The following is a 24453-nucleotide window of genomic DNA, read 5'->3' on the forward strand; positions in this document are numbered from 1 at the left end:
GTATGCAGGGACCGCGCTTTGCCTTTGGTCCGTTCGTGCTTGATCCGGGTGCGGGAACGCCGCAAGCAGCTTTAGTCCGCGGTAGCTGACGGCAACGGGGACATCGTTCCGAAGGAGCGCTTCGATCGCAGCCTGGAAGATATTTTTGCCGTTCAGGACGAGGTCACCGGCAAGATCGTCGAGGCGTTACTCGGCCGGCTGCGTGCACCGTCGCCGCGCAATCGGCCCCAAAATCTCGAGGCCTACGATCTCTGCGTGCGGGCGCGCAAGCTGATGGATGATTCGCCGCAGACGGCGCAGGAAGCGCATCTTGATGCTGACCCGCGCGGTTTCACTCGATCCGGAATATGCCGAGGCCTATCGCTGGCTTGCCATGAACCACTGGATGGGATGGGTGCATTCCGGCGGACCAACCGACGCATCCCGTAGCGCTGGTTTGGAACTGGCGCGCAAAGCCGTGGCGATCGACCCCAACGATGCCGGCTGCCGCTGGGTTTTGGCTTACCTGCTTGCCTACGAGCGCAGCTTCGCCGAGGCGGATGCGGAATTCGCCAAGGCGATCGAGCTCGACCCGAACGAGGCCGATGCCTGGGCGGCATTGTCCGACATCGCGGTCCTGGCCGGACGGGTCGAGGAGGGTCTTGAGCACATTCGCAAGGCGTTCCGGCTGAATCCGTTTCCGGCAAGTTGGTATTATCTCGCGCTCGGCCAGGCGCAATATGCGGCCGGCGAATACGAAGCCGCTGTCGGGACACTGCGCAGGGACGAGACTTATCGTACAAGCTCACGCCGTTTCCTGGCGGCAAGCCTTGCCCAACTGGGGCGGCTCGACGAGGCGCGCGCAGAGGTCGAACTGTTCCTCGTCGGCAACCCGCATTTCACAACCCGCCACTGGGCCACGACGGAGCCATTCCGCGACGCTGCGGCGCTTGAGCATTTCGTCGATGGCTTCCGCAAGGCCGGCCTTCCGGAGTGACGCGCGCCGGCGCCTTCGCACCGTTCGTGCAACCTACTCCTCAAAGCGACCCGAGGCGTCACGATCGCGCTCGTATCGTCTGGTGAGCGGAAACGGCGGCAACCAGGACTCGCGACGAATGATCCAGCTTTCGTAGGTTGGCATCAGCTGGTCAGGCGCATCCAGGGATCCCAGGTTCACTTCGATTTCGTCGGCGGTGCGTCCGAAAATGGACGAGCCGCAGCGGGGACAGAAAAACCGCCCGGCGTAGTCGCGTGTTTCGCCGTCGATCGTCACCGCATCCTCAGGAAAAATCGCGGAAGCGTGAAAAAGGGCGCCATGGTGCTTGCGGCAGTCAAGACAGTGACAAAGGCCGACCCGGTATGGGCGCCCCGACGCGATAATTCGAACGTTGCCGCACAGGCAACCGCCGGTGATTCGGTCCATGCTGCGTCTCCTCCAAAATCAAGCCGCCGGAATGGTTACAACGACCGGCACTGTTGTTGCAATCGCCGCGCCGGGGGCGGGGACACGTCGTTCTTCCGTGGCGATGACATTGCAGCCGCCTGTCTATGCCTTGCGCGAGCTTGCCGCCGAAAATAGGCTTTGGTTTGTTATATGGAACGAAACGGCGCGTTCCATTGTGCCGCCAACTCGGCGGCCGAGGCGATCTTGATGCCGCAGTCGGCGAGTATGCGTGCGACGGTCGCTACCGGTTCGGCGTTGGACGAGGCTATGCTGCCGTCCGGAAGGAAAAGATTGTTTTCGAACCCGACCCGGACATGACCGCCGAGCAGTGCCGCGGCCGTCACACACGCCCCTTCGTTGCGGCCGAAGGCGCAGACGCTCCAATGATCGAAGCGCGGCATGTTCGCCGCGAGGAATGGCAGGAGATCGGCAGGAACGGACGTCTGTCCCGGCGTGTAGCGGCCCAGCACGTAGAGAACCGGTATGCTTGCCCAGGGGATCAGTCCGCGTTGCTGCATATCCGAAAGCCTGACAGCCTCCTCGGGCGAATAGAGGATGATCTGCGGCGCCACACGCTCCTTATGCAGCCAGGCCATGAAGCGCGCGAAGGCGGGTTCCGATCCGGCATCTGGAACGATTTCGCGAAGCGCCAGGGAGACCGCTTGCGGCTTCACATCTTGTACGACGGCCATCTGTTGGACCGGCGAATAGATACCGAGCGCTTCGGAAGTGATCTGAATTAACAGCCGGTCACCGGCAGCACCGCGGATGGCCGCGATTGCCTGGCGGTAGGCGTCGGCGTCGAGCAGATGGTTGCCGCTTCTGTCGCGGACATGAACGTGGATCATAGCCGCACCGGCATCGGCGCATTCCGCGGCCGTCCGCGCCAGCTCGGCCGGTGTGAGCGGAATCGCCGGATGGTCGGCCTTGCTGCGACGCCCCCCGTTCGGCGCGACGGCTATGGCGATGCGGCCGAGACCAGTGGCCGGCTTCATGGAGACGGTTTTCGGGCGATAAGAGTCATATGAATCAATCTTTGACCATATTGAAACAGACGTTGCAATCGCCGGTCTGGCGAGCTAGCAATATCCATGGACCAGGGAGAGCTTGCTGGACAGATCATCAGTGCCTTCGACGGCATGTCGGCGCAGCTTCGGTCCGCCGCGCGGTATGTCCTTGATAAACCGTATGATGTCGCGAGTTGTCCATGCGCGAGCAGGCCCGGCACGCAGGAGTGCAGCCGGCGACGATGACGCGGCTGGCCCAGCATCTCGGCCTTGATGGCTACGAGACCGTACGCGATATTTACGCCGCCGCGATCCGGGACGGCGAAATCGGTTTCGCCGGCAAGGCGGGCCTCCAGGTGGCCAGCCAAAAGCTCAAGGGCGACCACGCGCTGGCGGCCGATATTCTGGATTCGATTTCCAGCCAGCTTTCCCATCTGGCCGAAGGTAGGTCGATCGACCGTCTGGTCGAGACGGCCAGGGCGCTGAGTGCGGCAAGGCGCGTCTATTGCCTCGGCCTGCGCTCAAGCCACGCAGTCGCCTGGCATCTGCATTACATCCTGTCGCTGATCGGCGAGAAGTCGGTGCTGCTGCACGGCATCGGCGGAACCGATGGCGACGCTCTGGCCCATGCGACCAAGGACGACGTGCTGATCGCCGCCAGCGTCCTGCCCTACACGCGCTTCACCATCGAGCTTGTCGAGTACGCTGCCGGCCGCGGCGTACCGGTCATTGCGATCACCGACAGCGGGGTAGCGCCCTTGGCGCTGCTTGGCGATCACCTAGTCGTCGTGCCGACCGGCAGCCCGTCCTTTTTCCACACCATGACGCCAGCTTTCATCGTTGCTGAGATCCTCGGTGCTCTTGTCGCAGGGCAGGCAGGCGAGGGCGCTGTTGAGTCCCTGCGACGTTTCGATGAGCAGGGCGCCGCTCTCAAGACCCATCTGAACCAACGTCCGCCGAAGAAAATGCCCATGAGGGACCGTCGATGACACACATTCTTCATCGAATCATCCACTCGATGCTGCCGGTCGCCATTCGCGGCCAAGGCATCGAACTGTTCGATGCCGAGGGCAAGTCCTATTTCGACGCGTCGGGCGGCGCGGCCGTGTCCTGTCTCGGCCACGGCCATCCCGACGTGATCGCTGCACTGCACACCCAGCTTGACCGCATCGCCTACGCCCACACCAGCTTCTTCACCACCGAGGTGGCGGAGCGCTTGGCGGATCGGCTGGTCGAGGACGCGCCGAAAGGCTTGGACCACGTCTATCTAGTCAGCGGCGGCTCGGAGGCGGTCGAGGCCGCGCTCAAGATGGCCAGGCAATATTTTGTCGAGAAAGGCGAGCCGCAACGGCGCCATCTCATCGCACGCCGGCAGAGCTATCACGGCAATACGCTCGGCGCTCTCGCCACCGGCGGCAACGAGTGGCGGCGCGCCCAGTTCAGGCCGTTGCTGATCGAGACCCACCATATCGACCCCTGTTACGCCTATCGCTATCAAAAGCATGGCGAAAGCGACGAAGCCTATGCGGCGCGCGCCGCCCAGCAGCTCGAAGACAAGATCCTCGAACTCGGCGCGGACGAGGTCATCGCCTTCGTCGCCGAGCCGGTGGTGGGTGCCACGCTCGGCGCGGTGCCGCCGGTCGCGGACTACTTCAAGCACATTCGCGCGATTTGCGACCGCTACGGCGTGCTGCTCATTCTCGACGAGGTGATGTGCGGCATGGGCCGTACCGGCACGCTGCATGCGTGCGAGCAGGACGGCATCGCTCCCGACCTGCTGACCATCGCCAAGGGACTCGGCGGTGGCTACCAGCCGATTGGCGCGGTGCTGCTCGGCCGGCATATCTTCGACGCCTTTGCCCAAGGCTCGGGCTTCTTCCAGCATGGGCATACCTATATGGGCCATCCAATGGCGGCGGCGGCCGGCCTTGCCGTGCAGGAGGTCATCCGGCGTGACGGTCTGCTCGACAACGTCAGCGCAATGGGCGCGCAGCTGGACGAACGCCTGCACCACCGCTTCGATAACCACCATAACGTCGGCGACATTCGCGGGCGGGGTCTATTTAGGGGAATCGAGCTGGTGGTTGATCGCGCCAGCAAGGAACCATTCGACCAGAGGCTTGAACTCAACGCCCGCATCAAGCGCGAAGCAATGGCCCGCGGCCTAATGATTTATCCGATGGCCGGGACGATTGACGGCGTGCGGGGCGTTCATGTGCTTGTGGCGCCGCCTTTCATTATTTCCAAACAGGATATCGATCGGATCGTCGAACGGCTCGGTGAGGCCATCGACGCTGCGATCGCTTCAGCGGCCTGACCCGCACGACGCGGACCGCCTCAACCCAGTTCCAACGCGTCATCGGCGACGGGGCCGGGACAACCACCAGAGAGGTAGCAACCATGTTTAATTCAATGAAAACCCTGATCGGCGCGGCGGCCTGCATGCTGCTGGCGCTGCCATCCGTCGCTGCCGAGCAGCACTTCGTCACGGTCGGCACCGGCGGGGTCACCGGCGTCTACTACGCTGTTGGCGGCGCCATTTGCCGACTGATGAACAAGGACCGGCAGAAAACCGGCATCCGATGCTCGACGGAGTCGACCGGCGGTTCGGTCTTCAACGTCAACTCCATCCAGACCGGCGACCTCGATTTCGGCTTGACCCAATCGGACGTCCAGTACCAGGCCTATGAGGGGACCGGAAATTTCGACGGCAAGTCGTTCAAGGATCTGCGCGCCGTGTTCTCCGTCCATCCCGAGCCGTTTACCGTGCTAGCGCGGCCGGACGCCGGCGTCACCAAATTCGAGGACTTCAAAGGCAAACGCTTCAACGTCGGCAATCCCGGGTCAGGCACCCGCTCGTCCATGGAGGAGTTGCTCAAGCAGATGGGCTGGACGCTCGGCGATTTCTCGCTTGCCGCGGAGCTGAAGGCGGACGAGCAGGGCAGCGCGCTGTGCGACAACAAGATCGACGGTTTCTTCTACGGCGTCGGTCATCCTTCCGCCGCGATCCAGGATCCGACCACGGCCTGTGGCGCCAAACTCATCCCGCTGACCGGTCCGGCAGTGGACGCGCTGTTGGCAGCTCATCCGTACTATTCAGTCGCCACCATCAAGGGCGGCATGTACGCCAACAATCCGGACGACGTGACGACATTCGGCGTCCGCGCGACAGTGGTGACGAATGCCAGCACGCCCGATGAGGTGGTCTACGAACTGGTGAAGTCGGTCTTCGAAAATTTCGACGACTTCAAGAAACTGCATCCGGCTTTCGCCAATCTCGATCCCAAGGAGATGATCAAGACCGGTCTGTCGGCGCCAATGCATCCGGGCGCGGAGCGCTATTACAAGGAGAAGGGCTGGCTCTGAGGCCTTCAATGCGAGGCGCCACAGGCGCCTCGCATCGCAAATAATTGTGGGGAACGATGACAGATCAAAGCCAGCGGGCGGCAGGGCCTGACCAACCCGTTATCGGCATTGACAAGCTTAGCGAGATCGTCGCCGAAGCCGACACCGGTGGGCGCAAGCCGACCGGCCGCACCGCGAAGCTGATCCTCGGCGTATCGCTGGCATGGTCGCTGTTCCAGCTCTGGTATGCCTCGCCCCTTCCGTTCATGCTCAATTTTGGTGTCGTCAGCGACGGCATCGCCCGCTCCATCCATCTGGCCTTCGCCCTGTTTCTGGCGATGCTGACGTTTCCGGCCTTCAAGACCTCGTCGCGCAGCCGGGTGCCGCTGCCCGACTGGGTGCTAGGCATCGCCGGGGCGGCGTCCGCCCTCTATCTGTTGGTCTTTTACAGCGATATCGCCCATCGGCCGGGCCTTCCTACTACGGCTGACCTGGTCGTCTCGATCGCCGGCGTCCTCATCCTGCTCGAGGCCGCCCGTCGCGCCGTCGGGCCTGCTATCACCGTCATCGCGGCGATCATGCTGATCTATATCTTCGCCGGGCCTCACCTACCTGGCCTGCTCGGCCACAAGGGCGCGACGTTATCGCGCGCAGCCTCGCAGATGTGGCTGACGTCGGAGGGGGTCTTCGGTGTTGCCCTCGGTGTGTCCACCAACGTCGTCTTCATGTTCGTTCTGTTCGGAACATTGCTGGAGCGCGCCGGCGCCGGCGGCTTTTTCATCCAGCTTGCCTTCTCGCTGCTCGGCAAATACCGCGGCGGTCCGGCCAAGGCCGGTGTCGTGGCTTCCGGCCTGACCGGCATGATTTCCGGGTCGTCGATCGCCAATGTCGTGACCACCGGAACCTTCACCATCCCGCTGATGCGCCGGGTCGGATATTCTGCGGTGAAGGCGGGCGCCATCGAATGCGCGGCCGGCGTCAATGGTCAGCTGATGCCTCCGGTGATGGGCGCCGCCGCGTTCTTGATCGCGGAATATGTCGGCATCTCCTATGCCGAGGTGGTCAAGCACGCCTTCTATCCGGCGCTGCTGACCTACGGCTCGCTGTTCTACATCGTCGATATCGAGGCGATGAAGACGGGGATGAAGGGCCTGCCGTCACGCAGCACGCACTCCGCATTTCAGGGCGCGCTGCGCGGGCTGATGGGCGTATGCGGTTTCATCATCCTCGTAGGGCTTGTCTATTACGGCATTGGCTGGACGAAGATCGTTTTGGGCGCGGCCGCGACCTGGATGATCACTGCCGCGCTGATCGCCGTTTACATCGGCCTTGTCGCCTACCGGGCGCGTTATCCCGACCTGCCGCTGGAGGATCTGGAGGGCGAGATCGTCAGGATTCCCCACTTCGGCGAGACGGCGCGCACCGGCCTGCATTTTCTGCTGCCTGTGATCCTGCTGATCTGGTGCCTGATGGTGGAGGAGTTGTCGCCCGGCCTGTCGGCATTCTGGGGCGCTGTCGCCCTTATGGCGCTGATCGTCACGCAGCGGCCGCTCACCGCCTTTTTCCGCAAGGACCGCGCGCTGGCGCAGCATTGGCTTCACGGTTTCGACGATCTGGTCGGTGGGCTGTCCGCCGCCGCACGCAACATGACGACGGTCGGCATCGCCACTGCGACGGCCGGCATCATCGTCGGCACGGTTCTGCTCACGGGCATCGGGCTGGTAATGACCGAGCTGGTCGAATTCATCTCGGGCGGCAGCTTCATCGTCATGCTTTTGTTCACCGCGGTGATCTGCATCATTCTCGGCATGGGCATGCCGACCACCGCAAGCTATGTCGTCGTCGCCACCTTGATGGCGCCGGTCATCGTCGATTTGGCGGCGCAGAACGATCTCGCTGTGCCGCTGGTCGCCGTCCATATGTTCGTTTTCTATTTCGGGCTGATGGCGGACGTGACGCCGCCAGTGGGCCTGGCGGCTTATGCTGCTGCGGCAATTTCCGGCGCCGACCCGGTGAAGACCGGAATTCAGGGTTTCAAATACGAGATCCGTACCGGTCTCTTGCCGTTCATCTTCATCTTCAACACCGGGCTGCTGATGATCGATCTCGAAGGTCCGTTCGACTTCGTCGCGATGGTCGTGACATCGACACTGGCCATGGTCTCGTTTGTTGCAGCGACGCAGAATTGGATGCTCGTGCGCAACCGCTGGTACGAGACGATTGCGTTGCTTGTGGCCTGTTTCATCTTGTTCAGGCCGGGATTATTGCTCGATCAGGTGAGCGAACCGTATCGGGCAGTACCTGCCTCCCAACTCAGCCGTATCGTCGACGAGACAGCCGAGGGGGGCGCAGTTCGCTTGCGCCTGACGACACTGAACCTCAACGGCGATGAGATATCGAAGCTGGTACGTCTACAACTCGGGCCTGCAAATTCATCGGCAGAACGCCTGAAGGCCGCGGGCCTGGACGTCAGTGCGCTTGGCGATAGCATGACGATCGGCGTGGTGCGGCTGGGCAGCCAGGCGGCCAAATTCGGCCTGCAGCCCGGCGACGAAATCAACCAGGTGCTAGTCCCTGCGGAACGGACGTCGCGCTATTGGTTCGCCATTCCGGCTCTGCTGTTGCTCGGTCTCGTCGTCTGGGGCCAGAAGCGGCGAAGGCGGGCGGTTGGTCTGTAAACGTCTTGTGAGCGGAAGCGTCTTGGCCAGCATGTCGGTAACCAGAGAACCAAACGACGCCCCGGAGCCGGCTAACGCGGAAATGCGCATGGCTACGCGCGACCGCCCCTTCGAACCCGTCGACTACGGGCTTTACGCGCTGACGGTCATTGCCTGGAGCGCATCGTGGTTCGCGATCGAGCTTCAGGTCGGCAGCGGCGTGTCGAACGAGGTCAATCTGGTTTGGCGCTTCGCCATCGCCACGCTGCTGATGTTTGCCTGGGCAGGTTTTTCCGGCCGGCGGCTCCGCTTTTCGATCACCGATCATCTGCGCTTTGCAGTGCTCGGCATCCTCATCTTCTCGTCGAACTTCCTGTTTTTCTATTACGGCGCCGGCTATCTCGTCAGCGGCTTGCTCTCGGTCGTCTTCTCGCTCGCCTCGGTAATCAACATGCTGCTCGGTGCCTTGGTCATCGGCGAGCGCCCGGCGCCGCGCATTCTCGCCGGCGGCCTCATCGGCTTCGCTGGCATAGCGCTGATGTTCTTTCCCGAAATCGCCGCCAACGGGCTTTCCGGCGGCACGTTGGTGGGCCTTCTTCTGTGCCTCTGCGGCACGCTGAGCTTCTGCGTCGGCAATCTCGTCTCCGTCGCAAACCAGCGCCGCGGCCTGCCGCTCGTTTCAACGAGCGCCTGGGGCATGCTTTATGGCACTCTGTGGTCGACGTTCCTGGCCTTGCTGCTTGGTGAGCCGTTCGTGTTCGCGACGACCGCCTCTTTTATCGGCTCGCTGGTCTTCCTCGCCGTCATATCGACCGTCGTGGCTTTCGCTGCCTACCTGACGCTGCTCGGACGCATTGGCGGCGCCCGCGCCGGCTATGCGACCGTCATATTTCCCGTCTTTGCGCTTTTGATCTCCACGGCGCTGGAAGGCTATGCCTGGACCGCTTACGCGATCGCCGGGCTCGTCCTCGTCGCCGCCGGGAACGTCCTGGTCATTCGCGGGGGACGGCGCTGACGCATGGAATGCTTGCGCAATGCCGCCGAGTTCCGGTTGTGCGGGCCGCGGTTCTATCGAGCTTGACTCTCCGCATCCTCTGTCTAAGCTGCGGTCAATGGGTCAGACCAATGTACCAGGGTTGGCCCGGGAGGGAACTAAACGCGCATGCCGATCCAGGCCGTTGAACCTCGCCGGCTATACCGACAGGTCGCCGATCAGCTCAGGCAGCTGATCGATGCCGGCGAGTTTTCCGTCGGCGACCGTCTGCCGACCGAGCGGGATCTGGCCGACCAGCTCGGAATTTCCCGCCCGACGGTCCGTGAAGCGTTGATAGCGTTGGAGGTCGAAGGCCGCATACGCATCCGAGTCGGCTCGGGTATCTACGTCACCGATCCGCCGAGCGCCGCCGCCTCCGAACCCGAAGTCGAGGAAGGCCCGTTCGAGCTGTTGCGCGCGCGCGAATTCGTCGAAGGCGCGATCGCCGCCGAAGCGGCCCTCCATGTCCGGCCTGCAGATATCGAACGGCTCGACGACGTGCTGCGCCGGATGGAGGCCATGCGTCACCCCAACAAGATGACCATTGCGCTCGACCGGGAATTCCACACCGCTGTCGCCGGCATTCTCGAGAACGCGGTGCTGGTGCGCTTCATCGGCGAGCTTTTCGACCAGCGCATGAACCCGTACTTCGAACGCCTGTCGATCTATTTCGAGACCAGCGATTCCTGGCAGGTCGCGGCAAAGGAACATCGTGCCGTGCGCGATGCAATTGCCGCGCGCGACCCCGAGCGGGCCAAGGCCGCCATGCAGCAGCATCTGCGCCAGTCGCAAATCAGATTCTCACGCAATTTCGATGAGAGAGCCGCAGCCAAGGAGGTTGCGGAATAGCAGTTGGCCGGGGGGAGATCCGGCCGTCAAGTTCAACCAGGGAGGAATTAGATGCTGAGAAAATACGCAGTTCTGCTCGGTGCGATCGCCGCAATTGCCATACCCATGGCGTCGGCCTCGGCGGAAACGGTCCTGAAATGGGCACATGTCTACGAGACGACGGAGCCCTTCCACACCGAATCCGTGTGGGCTGCCGACGAGATCAAGAAGCGCACCCAGGGCCGCTACGCCATCGACGTCTATCCGGCCTCGCAGCTTGGCAAGGAAGCAGACATCAACCAGGGCCTGATGCTCGGCACCGTCGATATCATCATTTCCGGATCGAGCTTCGCGGCGCGCGAATATCCACCCATCGGCGTCACCTATTTCCCATACACTTTCCGCGATGCCGACCATCTGCTGAAATACACCAAAAGCGACGTCTACAAGGCCCTGACCAAGGGCTATGAGGACAAGACCGGCAATCATATCGCCGCCACCACCTATTACGGCACGCGGCAGACCACCTCGAACCGGCCGATCGCCAAGTGCTCCGACATGCAGGGCCTGAAGATGCGCGTTCCCGACGTGCCGGCCTATCTGGCCATGCCGCGTGCCTGCGGCGCCAACACGGCGCCGATTGCCTTCGCCGAGGTCTATCTGGCCCTGCAGAACGGCACCGTGGAGGCCCAGGAGAACCCGCTGACCACCATCGAGGCGAAGAAATTCTACGAGGTGCAGAAGAACATCGTGCTCACTGGCCATATAGTCGATCATCTCAACACCATCATATCGGCGTCGCGCTGGGCCTCGCTTTCCGATGAGGACAAGAAGATCTTCACCGAGGTGATGCAGGAGGCTGCCGCCCGCGCCACGGCAAAGATCGTCGCCCGCGAAAAGGAACTGGTGCAGGTATTCAAGGACCGCGGCATCAGCGTAACCGATGTCGACCGTGCCGACTTCGAGAAGAATGTGCTGGAGAAGGTCACCTTCGAGGAGTTCGGCTACAACAAGGCCGATTGGGAAGCGATCCGCGCTATCAAGTAGAGCATCGGAAACCCGATGCTCAATCAAGAGGATAGGGCGGCAATCGGAATCGCCGCTTTAACCTGCCCATCCGTCCGGCTTCAAATTGCGCCGGACGGCCTTTTCAATCCTTGACGACCCACCAGCTTCGGGAGCCCGCGCCGATGGCCGAGGAACACCACACCGAGATCACCGTCGAAGAGATCGCGCACGCCTTCGAGGAGGTGCCGGTACACGTCGACCTGTCGGACCACGGCATCGAGGACTGGATCACGCTTGCCGTTTTCTGGGGCATGGTCGTGTGTGTCTTCCTGCAGTTCTTCACCCGCTATGCGCTGAACAACAGCCTTGCCTGGACCGAGGAGATCGCCATCAACGCGCTCGTCGTCGTCGTTTTTCTGGGTGCCGCCATGTGCGTGCGCCTTTCGCGCCATATCCATGTCGACGTGCTTTACCACTATCTGCCGGAGCGCGTCGGCCGCTGGCTGGCGCTCGCCGTCGATGTTATCCGCATCGCATTCTTCGCCTACGGATCTTGGCTGATGTGGCGCTACGTCACGATCGTGGCGCATGAGCGCATGGTCACCGTCAACCTGCCGCGGCGCTGGTTCTTCTACGCCGTACTGGCCGGGTTCGTGCTGATGCTTCTGCGCTCGATCCAGGTCTTCATCGGCAATTACAGGCGCGGCTATTCGGTGCTCGAGCGTCCTGGTGCGTTCGAGACGGCGGGGGTCTGAGCGATGCTGCTTCTGGTAGGGGGCTTTCTTGTCCTGATGCTCATCGGCGTGCCGGTCGCCGTTTCGATGGCGGCCGCGTCGATCCTTTACCTCGTCATCTAGGGCGTCGCGCCCGATATCATCGCGGCCCAGCGCATGATCGCCGGGGTGGAGAGCTTTCCGCTGCTCGCCGTTCCGTTCTTCATCCTGGCCGGCAACCTCATGAACATCGCCGGCGTCACCGGGCGCATCTATTCCTTCGCCCTTGCCCTGGTCGGCTGGATGAAAGGCGGCCTGGCGCAGGTCAACATCATCGGATCGGTGATCTTTTCCGGCATGTCGGGCACCGCGCTCGCCGACGCTGCCGGCATTGGCACCATCGAGATCAAGGCGATGAAGGACCACGGCTATCCGATCGACGCCGCGGTCGGGGTTACCGCCGCTTCAGCCACGCTCGGACCGATCTTCCCGCCTTCGCTGCCCTTCGTCATCTACGGCATGATGGCCAATGTCTCTATTGGCGCGCTGTTCATGGCCGGCATCCTGCCCGGCGTGGTCATGACCGTGCTGATGATGATCACGGTCGCCATCTTCGCCTACAGGCGCGGCTGGGGCTCCGACACATCCTTCGAGCTTCGGCGGCTGGCCGAAGCGGCGGGCGAGGTGCTGGTGGTGGCTGCCTTTCCGATTGGCTGCTATGTGCTGGTGCAGCTTGGCCTGTCGATCAATATCGCGGTCGGCATAGCGCTGCTGGTGCTGATCGTGGCGGACTGGTATTTCGATTTCTCTGCGGTCATGGCGCTGATGACGCCGGTCATCCTGATCGGTGGCATGACGATGGGCTGGTTCACGCCGACCGAAGCGGCGATGGCGGCTGTGATCTGGTCGCTTTTCCTCGGGCTGGTGCGCTACCGCACGATGACGCTGCGTTTGCTTGCCAAGGCCAGCTTCGACACGATCGAAACGACCGCCTCGGTGCTGTTCATCGTTACCGCCGCATCGATCTTCGCCTGGCTGCTCACCGTCAGCCAGGCAGCACAGCTGTTTTCGAACTTCATCTTCGCGCTCACCGAAAACAAGTGGGTCTTCCTGATCCTGGTCAACATCCTGATGCTGGTGGTCGGCTGCTTCCTCGATACGATCGCCGCGATCACGATTCTGGTGCCGATCCTGCTGCCGGTCGCTGCCGTCTACGGCATCAACCCTGTGCATTTCGGGCTGATCATGACGCTCAATCTGATGATCGGGCTTTTGCACCCGCCGCTCGGCATGGTGCTCTTTGTGCTGTCGCGCGTCGCCAAGCTCTCGGTCGAGCGCACCACCATGGCGATCCTGCCGTGGCTGGTGCCGCTGATCGTGGCGCTGCTTCTGATCACCTTCATACCCGCCATTACGCTCTGGCTGCCGACCGAGATGGAACTGATCCGGTGAGTGGCCAGGTGATTGCCGCGACGCTGTTCGGCCCGCAGGACCTTCGCGTCGTGGAGCATCCGCTCGAACCGCTGGCACCAGGCATGGTGCGTGTGCGCTTCGGGGCAGGGGGCATCTGCGGCTCCGACCTGCATTATTTCCGCCATGCCCGTACCGGTGACTTCGTCGTCACCTCGCCGCTTGTCCTCGGCCACGAGATCTCGGGCGAAATCGTCGAGATCAACGGCGCCGCGCCCGGCCTGGGCGTCGGCGACCATGTCGCGGTCAATCCGTCGCGCTGGTGCGGGCATTGCGCGCGATGCCTGGAGGGGCGGGCCAATCTCTGCGAAAACATCTACTTCATGGGCTCGGCATCGAAGACACCGCATATGCAGGGCGGCTTCGTCAGTCTGTTCGACGCCACGCCCGCGCAATGTTTCAAGGTTCCACTTGATGTGGCCTACCAGGCGGCGGCACTTGCCGAACCACTGGCGGTGAGCCTGCACGCCGCCGCGCGGGCGGGCGACATCAGGGGCCGCAACGTCATCCTGTTCGGTGCCGGCCCCATCGGTCTCTTGACCATGCTCGCGGCCAGGCTTGCCGGCTGCGCTGAACTGACCGTCGTCGATATCGCCGCCGCGCCGCTCGCCTTCGCCCGCAGTTTGGGCGCCGACAGGACGATCGACCTTTCCGGCGGCGACGCCGAACTCCAGGCGCTTGCTGCCGGCGGTTCGCTTGATGTGGCGTTCGAGATTTCAGGCACTGCCGCCGGCCTTGCCGCGGCGATCGCCAGTGTCCGGCGCGGCGGCACGGTGGTCCAGGTCGGCAATCTTCCCGGTGGCCAGATCCCGCTGCCGGCCAATGCGGTGATGGCCAAGGAGATCGACCTCAAAGGCACATTCCGCTTCGGCACGGAGTTCGGCCGGGCGGTCGATCTCATCGTGTCGGGGGAGGTGGACGTCCTGAAGCTGATGACAGCGGAGCGCACGCTTTCTTGCGCCCCCGATGCCTTCCGACTTGCCGCCGACCGTTCACAGAGTGTCAAGGTCGTGCTGACCGCGGACTGAATCGTGGTTTTTGCCAGATCGTTAGCAGCCATAACTCATTGCGAACGGACGAAACTCAGAACGTGCTCGACGTATATGCTCCCACCCAGGTCTCCGGTTAAACTCGGGAGCAATACCCGGCAGCTTGCTGTCAAAATTGTTGGCAGCAAATCCGCTCGCGATTAAAGCCCCTTCGTCGCGAGATCTCGCTCAGTTCGGCCATTCCTCGTCCTGCCAACCGCGCGCTGCGTGGATCACCCGCAAAATTGAAATGCTTTCCCGGCCGCCCTTGGCGGTCACGGCGTAAGCGATGATGTAGGGCAGGCGACTCAAAGGCTTTTCATAGGTGCCGGATACACGGCCGGGTCGCCCGGTTGCCATTTCCCCAAGCGCGGCCCCTGCTTCCAGAATCCGGTCTGCGACCAGGCGCGCAGCGCGCGGATTATCCTGCGAGATATAGGCGATCTGTTCCTTGATGTCGTCCAGCGCACCGCGAGACCACTGAACGGCTCGCGTCACACCTTGCGGCCCGTGCCTGCATCAATCGCGGCATAAATTTCTGCCATGGCCTTATCATGAGACACGATGCGCCCAGCTTCGACATCAGCAAGGCCGCGCTTGATACCTTCAATGATTTCAAGCTCGCGATCGACATACGCTGCGACGGCTTCACCTGCGAGGAACGACTTGCTACGCCGGGTGTCGGTTGCGATCCGGTCGAGCTTTTCCTTTACATCGGGACTGACGCGAATTGTCATAGTGGTGCTAGCGGCCATAGCGGTGTCCTGTGTTGATCTGTGTACACCTTAGCACAGAGCGCCGCGCTGGTCCATTATCCCTTGACCGCCGAGCCGACGATCGAATCCACGAAGAAGCGCTGCAGGAAGGCGAAGAGCATCAATGGCGGCAGCACGGCGAGCGTGGCGCCGGCCATGACCAGTCCTGTATTGAGGGCGCCTCTGTTGTAGCTGAGCAGGCGGCTGAGGCTAATGACGATCGGATAATCCTCTGCATTGCCCTGCAAAACTGTCAGCGGCCACAGATAGCTGTTCCAATGATAGACGAAGGCAAACAGCGCCAGTGCCGCGATCGCGGGCGCCAGACTGAATCGAGGATGCGCAAAGTCCCTGTTTTGCGAGGCAATCGGCGCTTCACTGCGCGGGTACAAATAGAATGTGCGACCGTGCTGGCTTCCCAGCATCAGGATAGAGCATACGCCTGTAACCTTCATAGCCCGATGCCGCGCTTCTTTCCCAGGTTCCAATCCACGCCCCCCGTATCCGAGCACACGATCCCGATGACTTGATTACCCAATCGCTTTTCGAGCGACGGCGACCAGGGCACGAGCTTGAATTCGAGCCCATTGTCGATCATCGCGAGCCGGCCTGAAGCCAGCGAGAAACGCCGCCGGTAAATCCCAGCCACATGATCGCCGTTGGCAGCCTTCGTGAATGAGAGGCCCGTCTCGGCGGCGAGGCGGGCACCGAGCGATTCCACCTCATGATCGTGTAGAGTATCGATCAGATTGCGCACAAGAATGACGCGCTGTCCCTCGCGCCTGGCCAGATCGCGGCTGACAAGGTGGTCGACCCGATCTTGCAGTGCCTGTCTTACGTCCCTGCCAAAGCCGCCGTCACCGAATTCGGCAGGCTCGCGTGCAACGAGTTGGCGATCGAGCCAAGTCGCGCCGGAAGCATGGACCTGCTGTTCGATTGAGAGGTCGGAGCGGACCGCGAGCGTGACCCGGCCACCGCCATTTGCACTCGCATCGCGGCACAACTCCACGACCGAGCCCGGGTCGGAGTCTCCGGCCGCATCAGGGTCATGGAAGCGAATGTGGTGCGTGCGTCCATCAATGCCATCGACGATGGCATAGGCCGCGCCGCGCCGTTCGTCATCAAGGCCGCGTTCGAGCAGTCGGCCGATCACGGGCGCATCAATCTTTTCGGCGGCCAGCACATAGTCGGCCGTCCCTTTTTCTAGCCCATGCACAGTGAGGCTGCGGTGCATGCGCTTGATGATGTCGCCGCGTTCACCGAGGGCGCGCAAAGTGGCCTCGGCCTCTTCGACCACCATCCACTGGCCGGGACGGATCTCGTTCGCGAGGCCCAGGCTTTCCAGTTGCCGCAGCCGGCCGACTTTGAGCCCCAGGAACTCGTCGGGCCGGCGATCAGGGTGTGGCGCGAGATCAATGATACCATGACGGTCGGCGTCACGAACAAGCTGGCGATCGAGCTGCGTCCAGCGCTCAGTGTCGACCTGGTGCTCGATGGCCTGGCGGATGTCGAGGTCCGTGCGGAGCCCAAGCGTCTGGGTGAGAATGTCGCTCGCCCGATCGCGCATGCCCTGGCGGATGTAGTCGCGCGAGATGACAAGGCTCTCGCCATCGTCGGCAACGCCGCGAACGAGGATGTGAACGTGCGGATGTTCGGTGTTCCAGTGATCGACGGCTATCCAGTCGAGCCTCGTGCCGAGGTCGCGCTCCATGTCGACCATCAGGTCACAAGCGAAGTTCTTGAGGTCGCCGAGCTCCATTGCATCCTCCGGCGAAACGATGAAACGGAAGTGATGCCGATCATCCTTGCAGCGGTCGCAGAAGGCGTCATGATCTGCATCTTTGGTGTCGGGACCGAACATCCTCGCCTTCTCACCATCACGTGTAACACCTTCGCGGCGAAGATATTTGAGATGGGTGGCGAGTGGCGCAGACCCTCTGAACTGCCGTACCACACGGGTCTTGACGACGGCGCCGCGTGAGCTGTCAGAGATGAGGCGACTGGCGCGGATGCTCGCTGACCGGCCGCGGCCAAACGTTGAAGCTCGCGGGGAGGTGATCCGACCCTCGCGTGTAAGGTGCCCGCCGGCGCGCTGTGTGGCCGCAAGAGCCTGGAAGATGAAGGGTCGTGCGCGCTGGCCGGCGCGGGAGCGGATGCGACCGGGGCGGACGCGAAAGCTATCGTCACGCTTCATGCTAGACGGCCACGAGGTGCGGTTTCCATTGAAAGACTGAAAAATTGGGAATAGCGCACATCGCTGATTGTGCCAGCACATTGCGAAATGAGACGAAAATCGTAAGGAAAACAATCGGCCGAACCGAGCCGCACCTCGCGGCCCTTTATCCTGCCAATCTCTCTGTTCTCATCCACAGCCAACCCTTCCGCCGCAATTTCCGCGACGGAACAGGCCGGAATGCAATTGAGGAGGAACGTGGCGATCATCGCGATATGGCTAAAGAGGGTTGAGCGAATAGGCCGGAAACAGCGTGGTTCGATTGGAAATCGGTTTCACCCGGCCGTGGCTCGATCGCGGTCAGGTCCGCAACAGGATTGCCCATTGGCGACCGCATTGCGGACGAATGAATCGCCGCAAAGATCGTCTCGCCATAACCATTGCCATCCGATGCAGTGGCGTTCCGAATGTCATGGGGATGCGCAAAGATCGTTGGACGGAGAGAGCTGGCTCTGCCCCTTCCTTGCCGCGCGCGCCGCGGACTGAGAACTGCACCATCGAGCAGCGGCGCGAGTTTCCTGACGTAGTCGACCGTCTCGCGTGGCAGCGGACGGCCGGTTAAGAGATGTTCCGTGTACCGACCAGGACCGGCATTGTAAGCGGCAAGAAAGCCGCTGCGCCCGAAGCTGTCGAGCATTTCGCGAAGATATGCTGCACCTGCAAGAATGTTGTCACGCGGTTGATAGGGATCGTCACCGAGACGGTATTTGATGCGCAGTTCTTCCCACGTCGCCGGCATGATCTGCATCAAGCCCATTGCGCCCTTGCTTGAAAGCGCACGAACATCGCCGACGCTCTCAACATGCATGACGCCGCGCAGCAACCGCTCTGGAATGGCGAAGCGTTTTGACGCTTCCCGGATATGCTGCGACCACGGGCCAGCCGACAAGATCGTCGACTCGGAGTGCGCCGGCCGTTCACCAGCAGAGGAAGCCGCTGCACCAGTTTCGGGCGCCACGAAGCCGAGCATGACACATGCGGCAAACGTCGTCATGCCTCTGTGGGCTGCATCCCGCAGACCGCAGAACCGATGCGCTGCCAGCCTGCGACGGTGTTCGCTTCCGTTAAGGGCAGGGGCTTGCCAATCGAACCGGCTTTGCCAAAACTGTGATGAAATCGGCGTCCGCAGCCACAAGCAAGTGTCCGGCCCCCTCTGGGCTGCCTCGCGGGCGGTCAGATCGAAGGGTTTGACCGGCGCGCAATGGATCAAAAGGGTTGGCGAGAAAGATTCGTCGAAGGGCTCCAGAAGCATCTGTTCAGCCTCGCCCGTCGCGCTTCGATGATCGGTTCCAGTGCAGGCTCCAGACGTTGTTCTCTGCATCGGACCGGAACAGCTTGGCGCGGATCGGCTGCGTAAAGGACGGGTCGTCAATTGAGACGGAGAGGTAATCCCCAGCCTTGTCTCCAGCGCGGTCCCAAGCCGCACCGACCGCCATCCCTTCGCAATAGATCAGATGGTCGGGCGCGTTTTCGGTTTTGGATTTCTCGGCAGGCAGGATGGCAATCTTCGCCTCGATTGTTAGCGTGGAGAGATTGCCGAAGAAGCCGTCATCGTTGCGCGTGAAGGTTCCGATCTGGGTCATTGCAGTGCTCCTTTCTGAGTGTTAGTGCGCGTCGAGCCAAGCCGTCACGGCTCGCTAGCGAGGGGATCGTTGGTGATATCCAGCACCGGAGTGGTGCGCTCCGTGGTCCAGACGGGAACCGCGCGGCCAACTATCGATGAGAGCGGGAGCGGGCCGAAATAGCGGCTGTCAAAACTGTCGGCTGCACCCAGGTTCATAAGGAAGACGTCGGCCTCTGCAATGTCGCGGCAGCCCTGCCAGATGGGCAGGGGTCGACCGCGACTGTCACGCTCGCGCGCATGTCCATACGTCTTGCCGTTGACGATGATGGTTGTGCCTTGGCGACAGACGGTTGCGCCCCCGAGTGCCAAAATACGCTTCAGGAGCGGCACATTTTTCGGCAGATACCCGCGTCTTGCCATGAAGGCCGCCAAGGGCTCGGGCGGCATGATGACGGCGATATTGGCAATACCGATTTTGTCGGCCGGCTGGACGCGATAGAGCCCGACGGGGATGCTCCCCGATGCGTTCCAGATGGATATCGGCGGATGGCTAATCCATGCCGGCGCCGCGGCGAGCACTGCGCCGCCAACCATGGTGGCGATGATCTTTGTGCGCTTGCTCATGACTCGATCCCGGGGCGCAGCAGGCAAGCTTTAAGACGCTTGCCCGTGTATGGACTCGGCTGCTCGCGTGCGGCTATCCGGCTGTGGACGTGCCGCCGTTTACGCGGCGACATGAAGGTCAGGGTTTGCTGCTGTTTCGCCGCTACCAGGCGGCGCGGTTGCAATCTCCTGGCTTGCGCGTGGATGTTTTGCGACACAGCCCAGACCAGGATGGCAGCGATTCCAAATCGTTGCCATGCCGTGCACACTTGCCGCCTCAACGCAGGTCGCGCGCATGAGAGTGGATCGGTGTCAGGCGGCGGGATTTCACCAATAAGACGAGCTGCCGCGCCACGACGTCCTCCGTGCCGCGTGGAGGGAAGCCGGATGAGGGGACATGAGGCAGCGCAAATTGCTGCTGAACGGTCTCGCGATACTGCATTTTCGGTGCGCCACAGATCAGGAGCTGCGGTCGCGTCTGCCGACATAGGCGGGCGCGCGGGCTGCATGGGGTTTTGCCGGCGGAACATAGGTCGCGTTGACATCGCTGGTGGAGGTGCGTGCCCCCAGCTCTATCCAGGCGTGCAGGTCGTTGATGTCGTAGAGAACGCGCCCGCCGACCTTTCGGTATTTTGGGCCGGTGCCGTAGGTCCGGTGCTTTTCGAGTGTGCGGGCGCAGAGCCCGACGATGGGTGCTGCCTCCTTCGTGCGCAAATACTTTTGGGGCGCGTCCGCGGGACCCTTCGACATCGCTCGATCTCCATTCGGTTCTGCTGTCGTCCTGGCCTGCCGGGACGCGCGAAGTGGACCATGATCGAAATCAGGAAAGGCGAGGGAGGGCAAAGATTGGGGGGCGCGTTTTTGCTACCCCGAAGAAGGACTTCGGCGGCCGGACTTTTCGCTACGGTTGTGGGGGTAGAAGAGAAGATCGCGATAGCCGCCGGCGACTAAAAAAGCTGCACGGCGTAAGATAGCTCGGACCTTGTGGCGGAGATGATGATCACGCCAATCTCGCGGCACAATCGGCTCCTGCGAAAACAGCACCTCCGCGAGCTGACGATAGGTTGCACCCGTGCGGTGACCATCATGTGCGCGTAAATTGAGGATATGCCTGGTCTTGGTCTGTTGCGGCAGCGCGCCGTAAGATGGACTGGCTGCCCGGCCGTTCAGTGCGCGCCAGAACCGGCGCGCTGCATCGAGCCGCGTCTCGAATGCAGCGTCGAGCGGCAGAAGGATAGCGTTGAATTCACCGGCGCGGTCGTCAGCGACGAGATGACTTTTCCCAATTAAGGTAGACCAAATAATGTGAAGGCCTTCGTCCTGCGGCCAAACGCTGGCTCCGGCAAGGCTGGAAGGTCGAACTGTTTGATGGGATGCAGATACCCGCATGACCCGGAGCACGCGCGGCGAGGCCTGTTCTGTCCAGATGATATTGTCAGCTTTCGGAAGTCCGGCACCGGCAGTTTTGAAATCGCGCGCCCCAACGGGCGGCGAGATCGGGCTGACCGGCAGGTTCTCCAGAACCAGCGAATTGCGATGCAAGCTGGCTGCACTCTGCCACGAATTCGTCATTCCGGATCAGATACTCGGCAGCGAACTCCGTAGCCTGGTAGCTGCACATGTGTGAATACGCCGCCGGATCGGTCCAATCGCCTTGCACTGTTCCTGTCCTCTCCGCGTACCCGGATGTGAGGCGTCGGCGTCAACATTCAGGGGCATAAGGAAGTTGGATAGTTTGAGAGTCGGCAAACCATTATGCCGATTCAGCAAAATGGAGCGCCGGCCGCGTCAGTGCGGAGCGCCGCCAGCGAGAAGATATCGGTAGCCGCTGGTCGTCATCCATCGCGCGCGGGCAAGATGGGTCTCCCAGGACCGGAACGCTCGTTCCGGCTCCTGCTCCGGGTCTATATGCAAGACGATCCTGGCCACCTCTCGCCAATCGGCATCTTCCGCTGCCGCGTCAAGCAGGCGAATGTAGGTGAGCAGACGCTCCTCGTCATAGCCGGTCAGGACCGGGGCATCCGGCGCAATGTCGGCGACATCAGGATCGAGCAGCGGTTTAAGCATTGTATTTGACCGTTCATATTTCGATCGCGATCTCGAAGGAGCCGTCCTTTAGATCGAGCACCAATCATAGCGAATAGGAACGATCATTCCTAGAACGATAGTTCCCTTTCTGGTCCCTAATCCGTCATGAATCTCAAGGAGATCATGGCGGCCAACATGCGTCGTCTGCGCCATGACCAGAACGTGACGCAGGAGGAACTGGCCGCCCGCTCTGGACTGAGCATGCGTTACGTCGGATCGATCGAGCGCGCTCGGGTCTCGGCCAGCATCAGTGTTCTTGGGAGGATCGCAACTGCGCTGAATGTGGACCCATGCGAGTTGATCAGAAAATCGGCACCGTGAGTTGACGCGGGAAACACCGCCAATTTTCGATGATCGGCGAGGCAACATGCAGGAATGAAGTCTCCAGTCGCGAACACGACAGGTAGTCGCCCCAAGTCCGACGGAGCTCGTTGCGCAGCGACTGCGCTCACCTTGTCGTGAAAAGGAGGACGGCCCCGCCCTGTTCGTCCGGGCGGAGCCTTGGTCGGGGCCTTACTCCGCGTTGCGGCGGCCGTTGGGGCGCGACCAGATGAGGCTGTAGCCTTCGCCTTCCTCATCGTTGAAGAGGTTCGCGTAGATCGGAGCAGTGAAGCTCGGATCGTCCAGCTTCACGCCGAGATAGTCGCGGCCGTCATTGGAGCGCTTGGACCATGCGGCGCCGATCTCGACCCGCCCGACGAAGACACGGTGGCTGGGGGCGCTGTCGCCAGAGCGGTTGGTCTCGGGCACGACGCGGACGTTCTTGGTCTGGAGCGAGAGGGTGACGATTTCGCCGGTGAACTCGTTGTTGCCGGTCCTCTTGAAGGTTCCGATTATCGCCATGAGTTTTCTCCTTGAACTCTGTTTCGAGCCCGCACCATTGCGGCCTCGATGGCGATCCGCGGGCCGGAGGCGATCGACGCCGCATCGCTTGCGACCGCAGCGCCAGCGGAGGATGGCAGCCAAGCGACTTTGTTGTTTGGCGAGGAATGACGGCGCAGCCGGCAGGGGAAGAAAGTCGATCGGCGCCATTGCGGCTTAGGCGATCGAGGCGCAGCCGACCTTCGGCCAGATCAGCCCATTAAAGAGGCCGTTTGGAGCGGCCCACCAGATAGAGACATCAACGGAGAACCTGGCGATACCGTCGCTGGCGAAATCCCGGCTACGACGATCACCGGCCTCGATGCTCCTCTGTACAGGCATCGCGAAGTCGCAAGCTGTTGTCGGCACCGCGCTTAAGGCACGCACGTGATGGTTCAAGTCACGGCTGACGTGCATCACCGGATATCCGCTATCTTTGGAACGAGACGGCACGCCGTCGTGGATTCGAACTGTGCGTCGCGCGATGCCGTGCCAGCGACAACGTTAACAATGCGACGGCCGGTCAGAAAAAAACATCCTGCCCGCGCCGGTTGTTCGGTGAATTCGCCCAGATCCAGCCCCTGTTCGGTTGAACGGGCGTCGTTATTCGCAGCTGTGATGCCAGCTGCGACGCAGCTGAAACGTTGACGGCAAGCGTGACGGCGTCGCGCGCCTTTGCTAGGGCGCGGACTGAGTATCGCAAAAGACGGGCGGCGCCGGGCGGAGATCCGGCATCCCGGGCCAAGCACTCCAGCGAACTGCAAATACAGTACACGCTGCCCGACCGCGGCCGTATCGTACAATCGAAAAAAGGGTAGGGCGGGCAGCGCTTACGCGCCGCCTCCCTTGGGGCGGAAGTCGAGGACTGGGATGCCGAGCTTCTTTGCCTTGTCTGCAAGATTGTCCTGAATTCCGGTCCCGGGAAAGACGATGACGCCTATCGGCAGCGCCTCCAGCATTGCGTCATTGCGCTTGAACGGGGCGGCTTTGGCATGCTTTGTCCAATCAGGGGCAAAGCCGATTTGGGGTACCTTGCGATGGTCTGCCCAACAGGAGGCGATCTTTTCGCCACCCTTCGGCGATTTCCCGTGCATCAATACCATGTCGGGATGCCTGGCGTGGACCTGGTCGAGTTTGGCCCAGATCAGCTGGTGGTCATTGAAGTCGAGCCCAGCGGTGAAGGCGATTTTCGGGCCAGGTGGCAGAAGGACTTCCTGCGAGGCGCGTTTCTTGGCGCTGAGAAAATCGCGGCTGTCGATGAGCGCAGAGGTCATGTTGCGATGGTTGACCATCGATCCGCTGCGCGGTCGCCAACTCGATCCGGTGTGGCGCTCGTAGTGCTCCGCGGCCTGATCACGCATCAGTTCGAAGGCGCTTTGGCGTTCGATCAGCGTCTGCCCTTCGGCCGTCAGGCGTTCCAGCTCGACCGATTTCACTTCGCTGCCGTCCTGCTCACGCTGGCTGCGGCGTTGCGCCTGCTCGTTGTGATCGAGTTCGCGCTCGATCCGATCTGCGGCGCGGTGAAAGATGTTGACGGTCGACCACAGAAGATCGTCGAGATCGGGCTCGAGGCGAGTGTCTTGCAGTGCCACGATGAGGGCGTCGAAGATGTCGGCCATCGCGCCGGCGACGCAGTGGCCCTCTGGAAGCGGTCGAGGATCAGGCTCATCCACGAAGGGACGGTAGCCATAGAGCTGGAGTTCGGTGAGGACGTGGTCGATGGGTGAAGACGAGTGCTGTGGTTCGTAGTCGTCATGCTCGCTCATTGGATGCTCCGCCGGTTGGACCGCGACCCTCGCGGCCTTCATGGCGACGGAAGCCGGCGGACGGGACGGAC

27 protein-coding genes and 2 pseudogenes are annotated in these 24453 nt (G+C 62.1%); 12 read left to right on the forward strand and 17 right to left on the reverse strand.

All coding sequences use genetic code 11. The annotated features are described in order from the left end of the window. Positions 1-111: 111 nt before the first annotated feature. A pseudogene (locus NKI47_RS19125) lies at positions 112-976 on the forward strand (tetratricopeptide repeat protein); the annotation flags it as partial. A gap of 33 nt (positions 977-1009) precedes the next feature. Here NKI47_RS19125 and NKI47_RS19130 read toward each other — a convergent pair. Both NKI47_RS19130 and NKI47_RS19135 read right to left on the reverse strand, forming a co-directional pair. Next, positions 1010-1402: a GFA family protein gene (locus NKI47_RS19130; RefSeq protein ID WP_352592589.1), complete on the reverse strand. Its 393-nt coding sequence runs from the start codon at positions 1400-1402 to the stop codon at positions 1010-1012. Between the two features lie 167 nt (positions 1403-1569). Continuing rightward, complete coding sequence (locus NKI47_RS19135) at positions 1570-2418, reverse strand: beta-keto acid cleavage family enzyme (RefSeq protein WP_352592592.1); 849 nt, start codon at positions 2416-2418, stop codon at positions 1570-1572. A gap of 96 nt (positions 2419-2514) precedes the next feature. Between NKI47_RS19135 and NKI47_RS19140 the strand changes: the two are divergent. The 10 genes and pseudogenes from NKI47_RS19140 to NKI47_RS19185 all read left to right on the forward strand — a co-directional run bounded on the left by NKI47_RS19140 (position 2515) and on the right by NKI47_RS19185 (position 14512). Further along, positions 2515-3419: pseudogene (locus NKI47_RS19140) on the forward strand (MurR/RpiR family transcriptional regulator). Beyond that, positions 3416-4747 (forward strand): aspartate aminotransferase family protein, encoded by a 1332-nt coding sequence (locus NKI47_RS19145; protein WP_352592595.1) that lies wholly within the window; start codon positions 3416-3418, stop codon positions 4745-4747. The pseudogene NKI47_RS19140 and the gene NKI47_RS19145 overlap by 4 nt, the downstream one beginning before the upstream one ends. 95 nt (positions 4748-4842) lie before the next feature. Then, complete coding sequence (locus tag NKI47_RS19150; RefSeq protein ID WP_352592598.1) at positions 4843-5796, forward strand: TAXI family TRAP transporter solute-binding subunit; 954 nt, start codon at positions 4843-4845, stop codon at positions 5794-5796. Between the two features lie 56 nt (positions 5797-5852). Next, positions 5853-8453 carry a TRAP transporter permease gene (locus NKI47_RS19155; protein ID WP_352592601.1) on the forward strand — a complete coding sequence of 867 codons (2601 nt, stop codon included), beginning with the start codon at positions 5853-5855 and terminating at the stop codon, positions 8451-8453. Between the two features lie 88 nt (positions 8454-8541). Then, complete coding sequence (locus NKI47_RS19160; protein ID WP_352592604.1) at positions 8542-9447, forward strand: DMT family transporter; 906 nt, start codon at positions 8542-8544, stop codon at positions 9445-9447. Between the two features lie 147 nt (positions 9448-9594). Beyond that, positions 9595-10314 carry a FadR/GntR family transcriptional regulator gene (locus NKI47_RS19165; protein ID WP_352452148.1) on the forward strand — a complete coding sequence of 240 codons (720 nt, stop codon included), beginning with the start codon at positions 9595-9597 and terminating at the stop codon, positions 10312-10314. Between the two features lie 51 nt (positions 10315-10365). Further along, a complete protein-coding gene (locus tag NKI47_RS19170; protein ID WP_023717039.1) occupies positions 10366-11340 on the forward strand; it encodes a sialic acid TRAP transporter substrate-binding protein SiaP in 975 nt (324 codons plus the stop codon). A gap of 143 nt (positions 11341-11483) precedes the next feature. Then, positions 11484-12056 (forward strand): TRAP transporter small permease, encoded by a 573-nt coding sequence (locus NKI47_RS19175; protein WP_352455843.1) that lies wholly within the window; start codon positions 11484-11486, stop codon positions 12054-12056. A gap of 117 nt (positions 12057-12173) precedes the next feature. Beyond that, positions 12174-13466, forward strand: coding sequence for a TRAP transporter large permease (locus NKI47_RS19180; protein ID WP_352592686.1), 1293 nt, complete (start codon positions 12174-12176; stop codon positions 13464-13466). Next, on the forward strand, positions 13463-14512 hold the full coding sequence (locus NKI47_RS19185) for an L-idonate 5-dehydrogenase (protein ID WP_352592608.1): 1050 nt from the start codon (positions 13463-13465) through the stop codon (positions 14510-14512). Before NKI47_RS19180 ends, NKI47_RS19185 begins: the two co-directional genes overlap by 4 nt. 189 nt (positions 14513-14701) lie before the next feature. Here NKI47_RS19185 and NKI47_RS19190 read toward each other — a convergent pair whose 3' ends face one another. The 12 genes from NKI47_RS19190 to NKI47_RS19245 form a co-directional block, all read right to left on the reverse strand. After that, a complete protein-coding gene (locus NKI47_RS19190; RefSeq protein WP_352592611.1) occupies positions 14702-15010 on the reverse strand; it encodes a type II toxin-antitoxin system RelE/ParE family toxin in 309 nt (102 codons plus the stop codon). Further along, positions 15007-15267, reverse strand: coding sequence for a CopG family ribbon-helix-helix protein (locus NKI47_RS19195; protein ID WP_352452153.1), 261 nt, complete (start codon positions 15265-15267; stop codon positions 15007-15009). The genes NKI47_RS19190 and NKI47_RS19195 overlap by 4 nt, the downstream gene beginning before the upstream one ends. A gap of 56 nt (positions 15268-15323) precedes the next feature. Continuing rightward, positions 15324-15722, reverse strand: a complete 399-nt coding sequence (locus NKI47_RS19200) for an ABC transporter permease family protein (RefSeq protein WP_352592614.1) — start codon at positions 15720-15722, stop codon at positions 15324-15326. Next, a complete protein-coding gene (locus tag NKI47_RS19205) occupies positions 15719-17461 on the reverse strand; it encodes a relaxase/mobilization nuclease domain-containing protein (RefSeq protein ID WP_352592617.1) in 1743 nt (580 codons plus the stop codon). The genes NKI47_RS19200 and NKI47_RS19205 overlap by 4 nt, the downstream gene beginning before the upstream one ends. Next, positions 17458-17709, reverse strand: a complete 252-nt coding sequence (locus tag NKI47_RS19210; protein ID WP_156937256.1) for a hypothetical protein — start codon at positions 17707-17709, stop codon at positions 17458-17460. Before NKI47_RS19210 ends, NKI47_RS19205 begins: the two co-directional genes overlap by 4 nt. Next, positions 17706-18752 (reverse strand): lytic transglycosylase domain-containing protein, encoded by a 1047-nt coding sequence (locus NKI47_RS19215; protein WP_352592620.1) that lies wholly within the window; start codon positions 18750-18752, stop codon positions 17706-17708. The genes NKI47_RS19210 and NKI47_RS19215 overlap by 4 nt, the downstream gene beginning before the upstream one ends. A 4-nt stretch (positions 18753-18756) precedes the next feature. Further along, a complete protein-coding gene (locus NKI47_RS19220; RefSeq protein WP_352592622.1) occupies positions 18757-19083 on the reverse strand; it encodes a DUF736 domain-containing protein in 327 nt (108 codons plus the stop codon). A 44-nt stretch (positions 19084-19127) separates the two neighbouring features. Beyond that, on the reverse strand, positions 19128-19688 hold the full coding sequence (locus NKI47_RS19225) for a S26 family signal peptidase (protein ID WP_352592625.1): 561 nt from the start codon (positions 19686-19688) through the stop codon (positions 19128-19130). Positions 19689-20126: 438 nt separating this feature from the next. Continuing rightward, a complete protein-coding gene (locus NKI47_RS19230; protein WP_352576619.1) occupies positions 20127-20417 on the reverse strand; it encodes a helix-turn-helix transcriptional regulator in 291 nt (96 codons plus the stop codon). 114 nt (positions 20418-20531) lie between these two features. Continuing rightward, on the reverse strand, positions 20532-21056 hold the full coding sequence (locus NKI47_RS19235) for a DUF2285 domain-containing protein (RefSeq protein ID WP_352452158.1): 525 nt from the start codon (positions 21054-21056) through the stop codon (positions 20532-20534). Between the two features lie 46 nt (positions 21057-21102). Next, on the reverse strand, positions 21103-21288 hold the full coding sequence (locus NKI47_RS19240; protein ID WP_352455880.1) for a transcriptional regulator domain-containing protein: 186 nt from the start codon (positions 21286-21288) through the stop codon (positions 21103-21105). A gap of 167 nt (positions 21289-21455) precedes the next feature. After that, entirely contained in the window at positions 21456-21734 is a 279-nt protein-coding gene (locus NKI47_RS19245) for a DNA -binding domain-containing protein (protein WP_023674289.1), read from the reverse strand. A gap of 126 nt (positions 21735-21860) precedes the next feature. Here NKI47_RS19245 and NKI47_RS19250 point away from each other — a divergent pair, with 126 nt between their 5' ends. Beyond that, positions 21861-22076: a helix-turn-helix domain-containing protein gene (locus NKI47_RS19250; RefSeq protein ID WP_023674290.1), complete on the forward strand. Its 216-nt coding sequence runs from the start codon at positions 21861-21863 to the stop codon at positions 22074-22076. Between the two features lie 192 nt (positions 22077-22268). Here NKI47_RS19250 and NKI47_RS19255 read toward each other — a convergent pair whose 3' ends face one another. The 3 genes from NKI47_RS19255 to NKI47_RS19265 all read right to left on the reverse strand — a co-directional run bounded on the left by NKI47_RS19255 (position 22269) and on the right by NKI47_RS19265 (position 24382). Next, positions 22269-22598: a DUF736 domain-containing protein gene (locus NKI47_RS19255; RefSeq protein WP_023674291.1), complete on the reverse strand. Its 330-nt coding sequence runs from the start codon at positions 22596-22598 to the stop codon at positions 22269-22271. 195 nt (positions 22599-22793) lie between these two features. After that, entirely contained in the window at positions 22794-23036 is a 243-nt protein-coding gene (locus NKI47_RS19260) for a hypothetical protein (RefSeq protein WP_352592627.1), read from the reverse strand. Between the two features lie 410 nt (positions 23037-23446). After that, positions 23447-24382, reverse strand: coding sequence for an SLOG family protein (locus NKI47_RS19265; RefSeq protein ID WP_352592630.1), 936 nt, complete (start codon positions 24380-24382; stop codon positions 23447-23449). Positions 24383-24453 lie beyond the last annotated feature (71 nt).

Source organism: Mesorhizobium sp. M0633 (genome assembly GCF_040320645.1).
GTDB lineage: Bacteria > Pseudomonadota > Alphaproteobacteria > Rhizobiales > Rhizobiaceae > Mesorhizobium.

What these genes read in the sequence shown, in the direction of transcription:
- NKI47_RS19130 (WP_352592589.1), bottom strand. Translation starts at nt 1,402, where the DNA reads ATGGACCGAATCACCGGCGGTTGCCTGTGCGGCAACGTTCGAATTATC.
- NKI47_RS19135 (WP_352592592.1), bottom strand. Translation starts at nt 2,418, where the DNA reads ATGAAGCCGGCCACTGGTCTCGGCCGCATCGCCATAGCCGTCGCGCCG.
- NKI47_RS19145 (WP_352592595.1), top strand. Translation starts at nt 3,416, where the DNA reads ATGACACACATTCTTCATCGAATCATCCACTCGATGCTGCCGGTCGCC.
- NKI47_RS19150 (WP_352592598.1), top strand. Translation starts at nt 4,843, where the DNA reads ATGAAAACCCTGATCGGCGCGGCGGCCTGCATGCTGCTGGCGCTGCCA.
- NKI47_RS19155 (WP_352592601.1), top strand. Translation starts at nt 5,853, where the DNA reads ATGACAGATCAAAGCCAGCGGGCGGCAGGGCCTGACCAACCCGTTATC.
- NKI47_RS19160 (WP_352592604.1), top strand. Translation starts at nt 8,542, where the DNA reads ATGGCTACGCGCGACCGCCCCTTCGAACCCGTCGACTACGGGCTTTAC.
- NKI47_RS19165 (WP_352452148.1), top strand. Translation starts at nt 9,595, where the DNA reads ATGCCGATCCAGGCCGTTGAACCTCGCCGGCTATACCGACAGGTCGCC.
- NKI47_RS19170 (WP_023717039.1), top strand. Translation starts at nt 10,366, where the DNA reads ATGCTGAGAAAATACGCAGTTCTGCTCGGTGCGATCGCCGCAATTGCC.
- NKI47_RS19175 (WP_352455843.1), top strand. Translation starts at nt 11,484, where the DNA reads ATGGCCGAGGAACACCACACCGAGATCACCGTCGAAGAGATCGCGCAC.
- NKI47_RS19195 (WP_352452153.1), bottom strand. Translation starts at nt 15,267, where the DNA reads ATGGCCGCTAGCACCACTATGACAATTCGCGTCAGTCCCGATGTAAAG.
- NKI47_RS19200 (WP_352592614.1), bottom strand. Translation starts at nt 15,722, where the DNA reads ATGAAGGTTACAGGCGTATGCTCTATCCTGATGCTGGGAAGCCAGCAC.
- NKI47_RS19205 (WP_352592617.1), bottom strand. Translation starts at nt 17,461, where the DNA reads ATGAAGCGTGACGATAGCTTTCGCGTCCGCCCCGGTCGCATCCGCTCC.
- NKI47_RS19210 (WP_156937256.1), bottom strand. Translation starts at nt 17,709, where the DNA reads ATGATCGCCACGTTCCTCCTCAATTGCATTCCGGCCTGTTCCGTCGCG.
- NKI47_RS19215 (WP_352592620.1), bottom strand. Translation starts at nt 18,752, where the DNA reads ATGCTTCTGGAGCCCTTCGACGAATCTTTCTCGCCAACCCTTTTGATC.
- NKI47_RS19220 (WP_352592622.1), bottom strand. Translation starts at nt 19,083, where the DNA reads ATGACCCAGATCGGAACCTTCACGCGCAACGATGACGGCTTCTTCGGC.
- NKI47_RS19225 (WP_352592625.1), bottom strand. Translation starts at nt 19,688, where the DNA reads ATGAGCAAGCGCACAAAGATCATCGCCACCATGGTTGGCGGCGCAGTG.
- NKI47_RS19230 (WP_352576619.1), bottom strand. Translation starts at nt 20,417, where the DNA reads ATGTCGAAGGGTCCCGCGGACGCGCCCCAAAAGTATTTGCGCACGAAG.
- NKI47_RS19235 (WP_352452158.1), bottom strand. Translation starts at nt 21,056, where the DNA reads ATGCGGGTATCTGCATCCCATCAAACAGTTCGACCTTCCAGCCTTGCC.
- NKI47_RS19240 (WP_352455880.1), bottom strand. Translation starts at nt 21,288, where the DNA reads ATGTGCAGCTACCAGGCTACGGAGTTCGCTGCCGAGTATCTGATCCGG.
- NKI47_RS19245 (WP_023674289.1), bottom strand. Translation starts at nt 21,734, where the DNA reads ATGCTTAAACCGCTGCTCGATCCTGATGTCGCCGACATTGCGCCGGAT.
- NKI47_RS19250 (WP_023674290.1), top strand. Translation starts at nt 21,861, where the DNA reads ATGAATCTCAAGGAGATCATGGCGGCCAACATGCGTCGTCTGCGCCAT.
- NKI47_RS19255 (WP_023674291.1), bottom strand. Translation starts at nt 22,598, where the DNA reads ATGGCGATAATCGGAACCTTCAAGAGGACCGGCAACAACGAGTTCACC.
- NKI47_RS19265 (WP_352592630.1), bottom strand. Translation starts at nt 24,382, where the DNA reads ATGAGCGAGCATGACGACTACGAACCACAGCACTCGTCTTCACCCATC.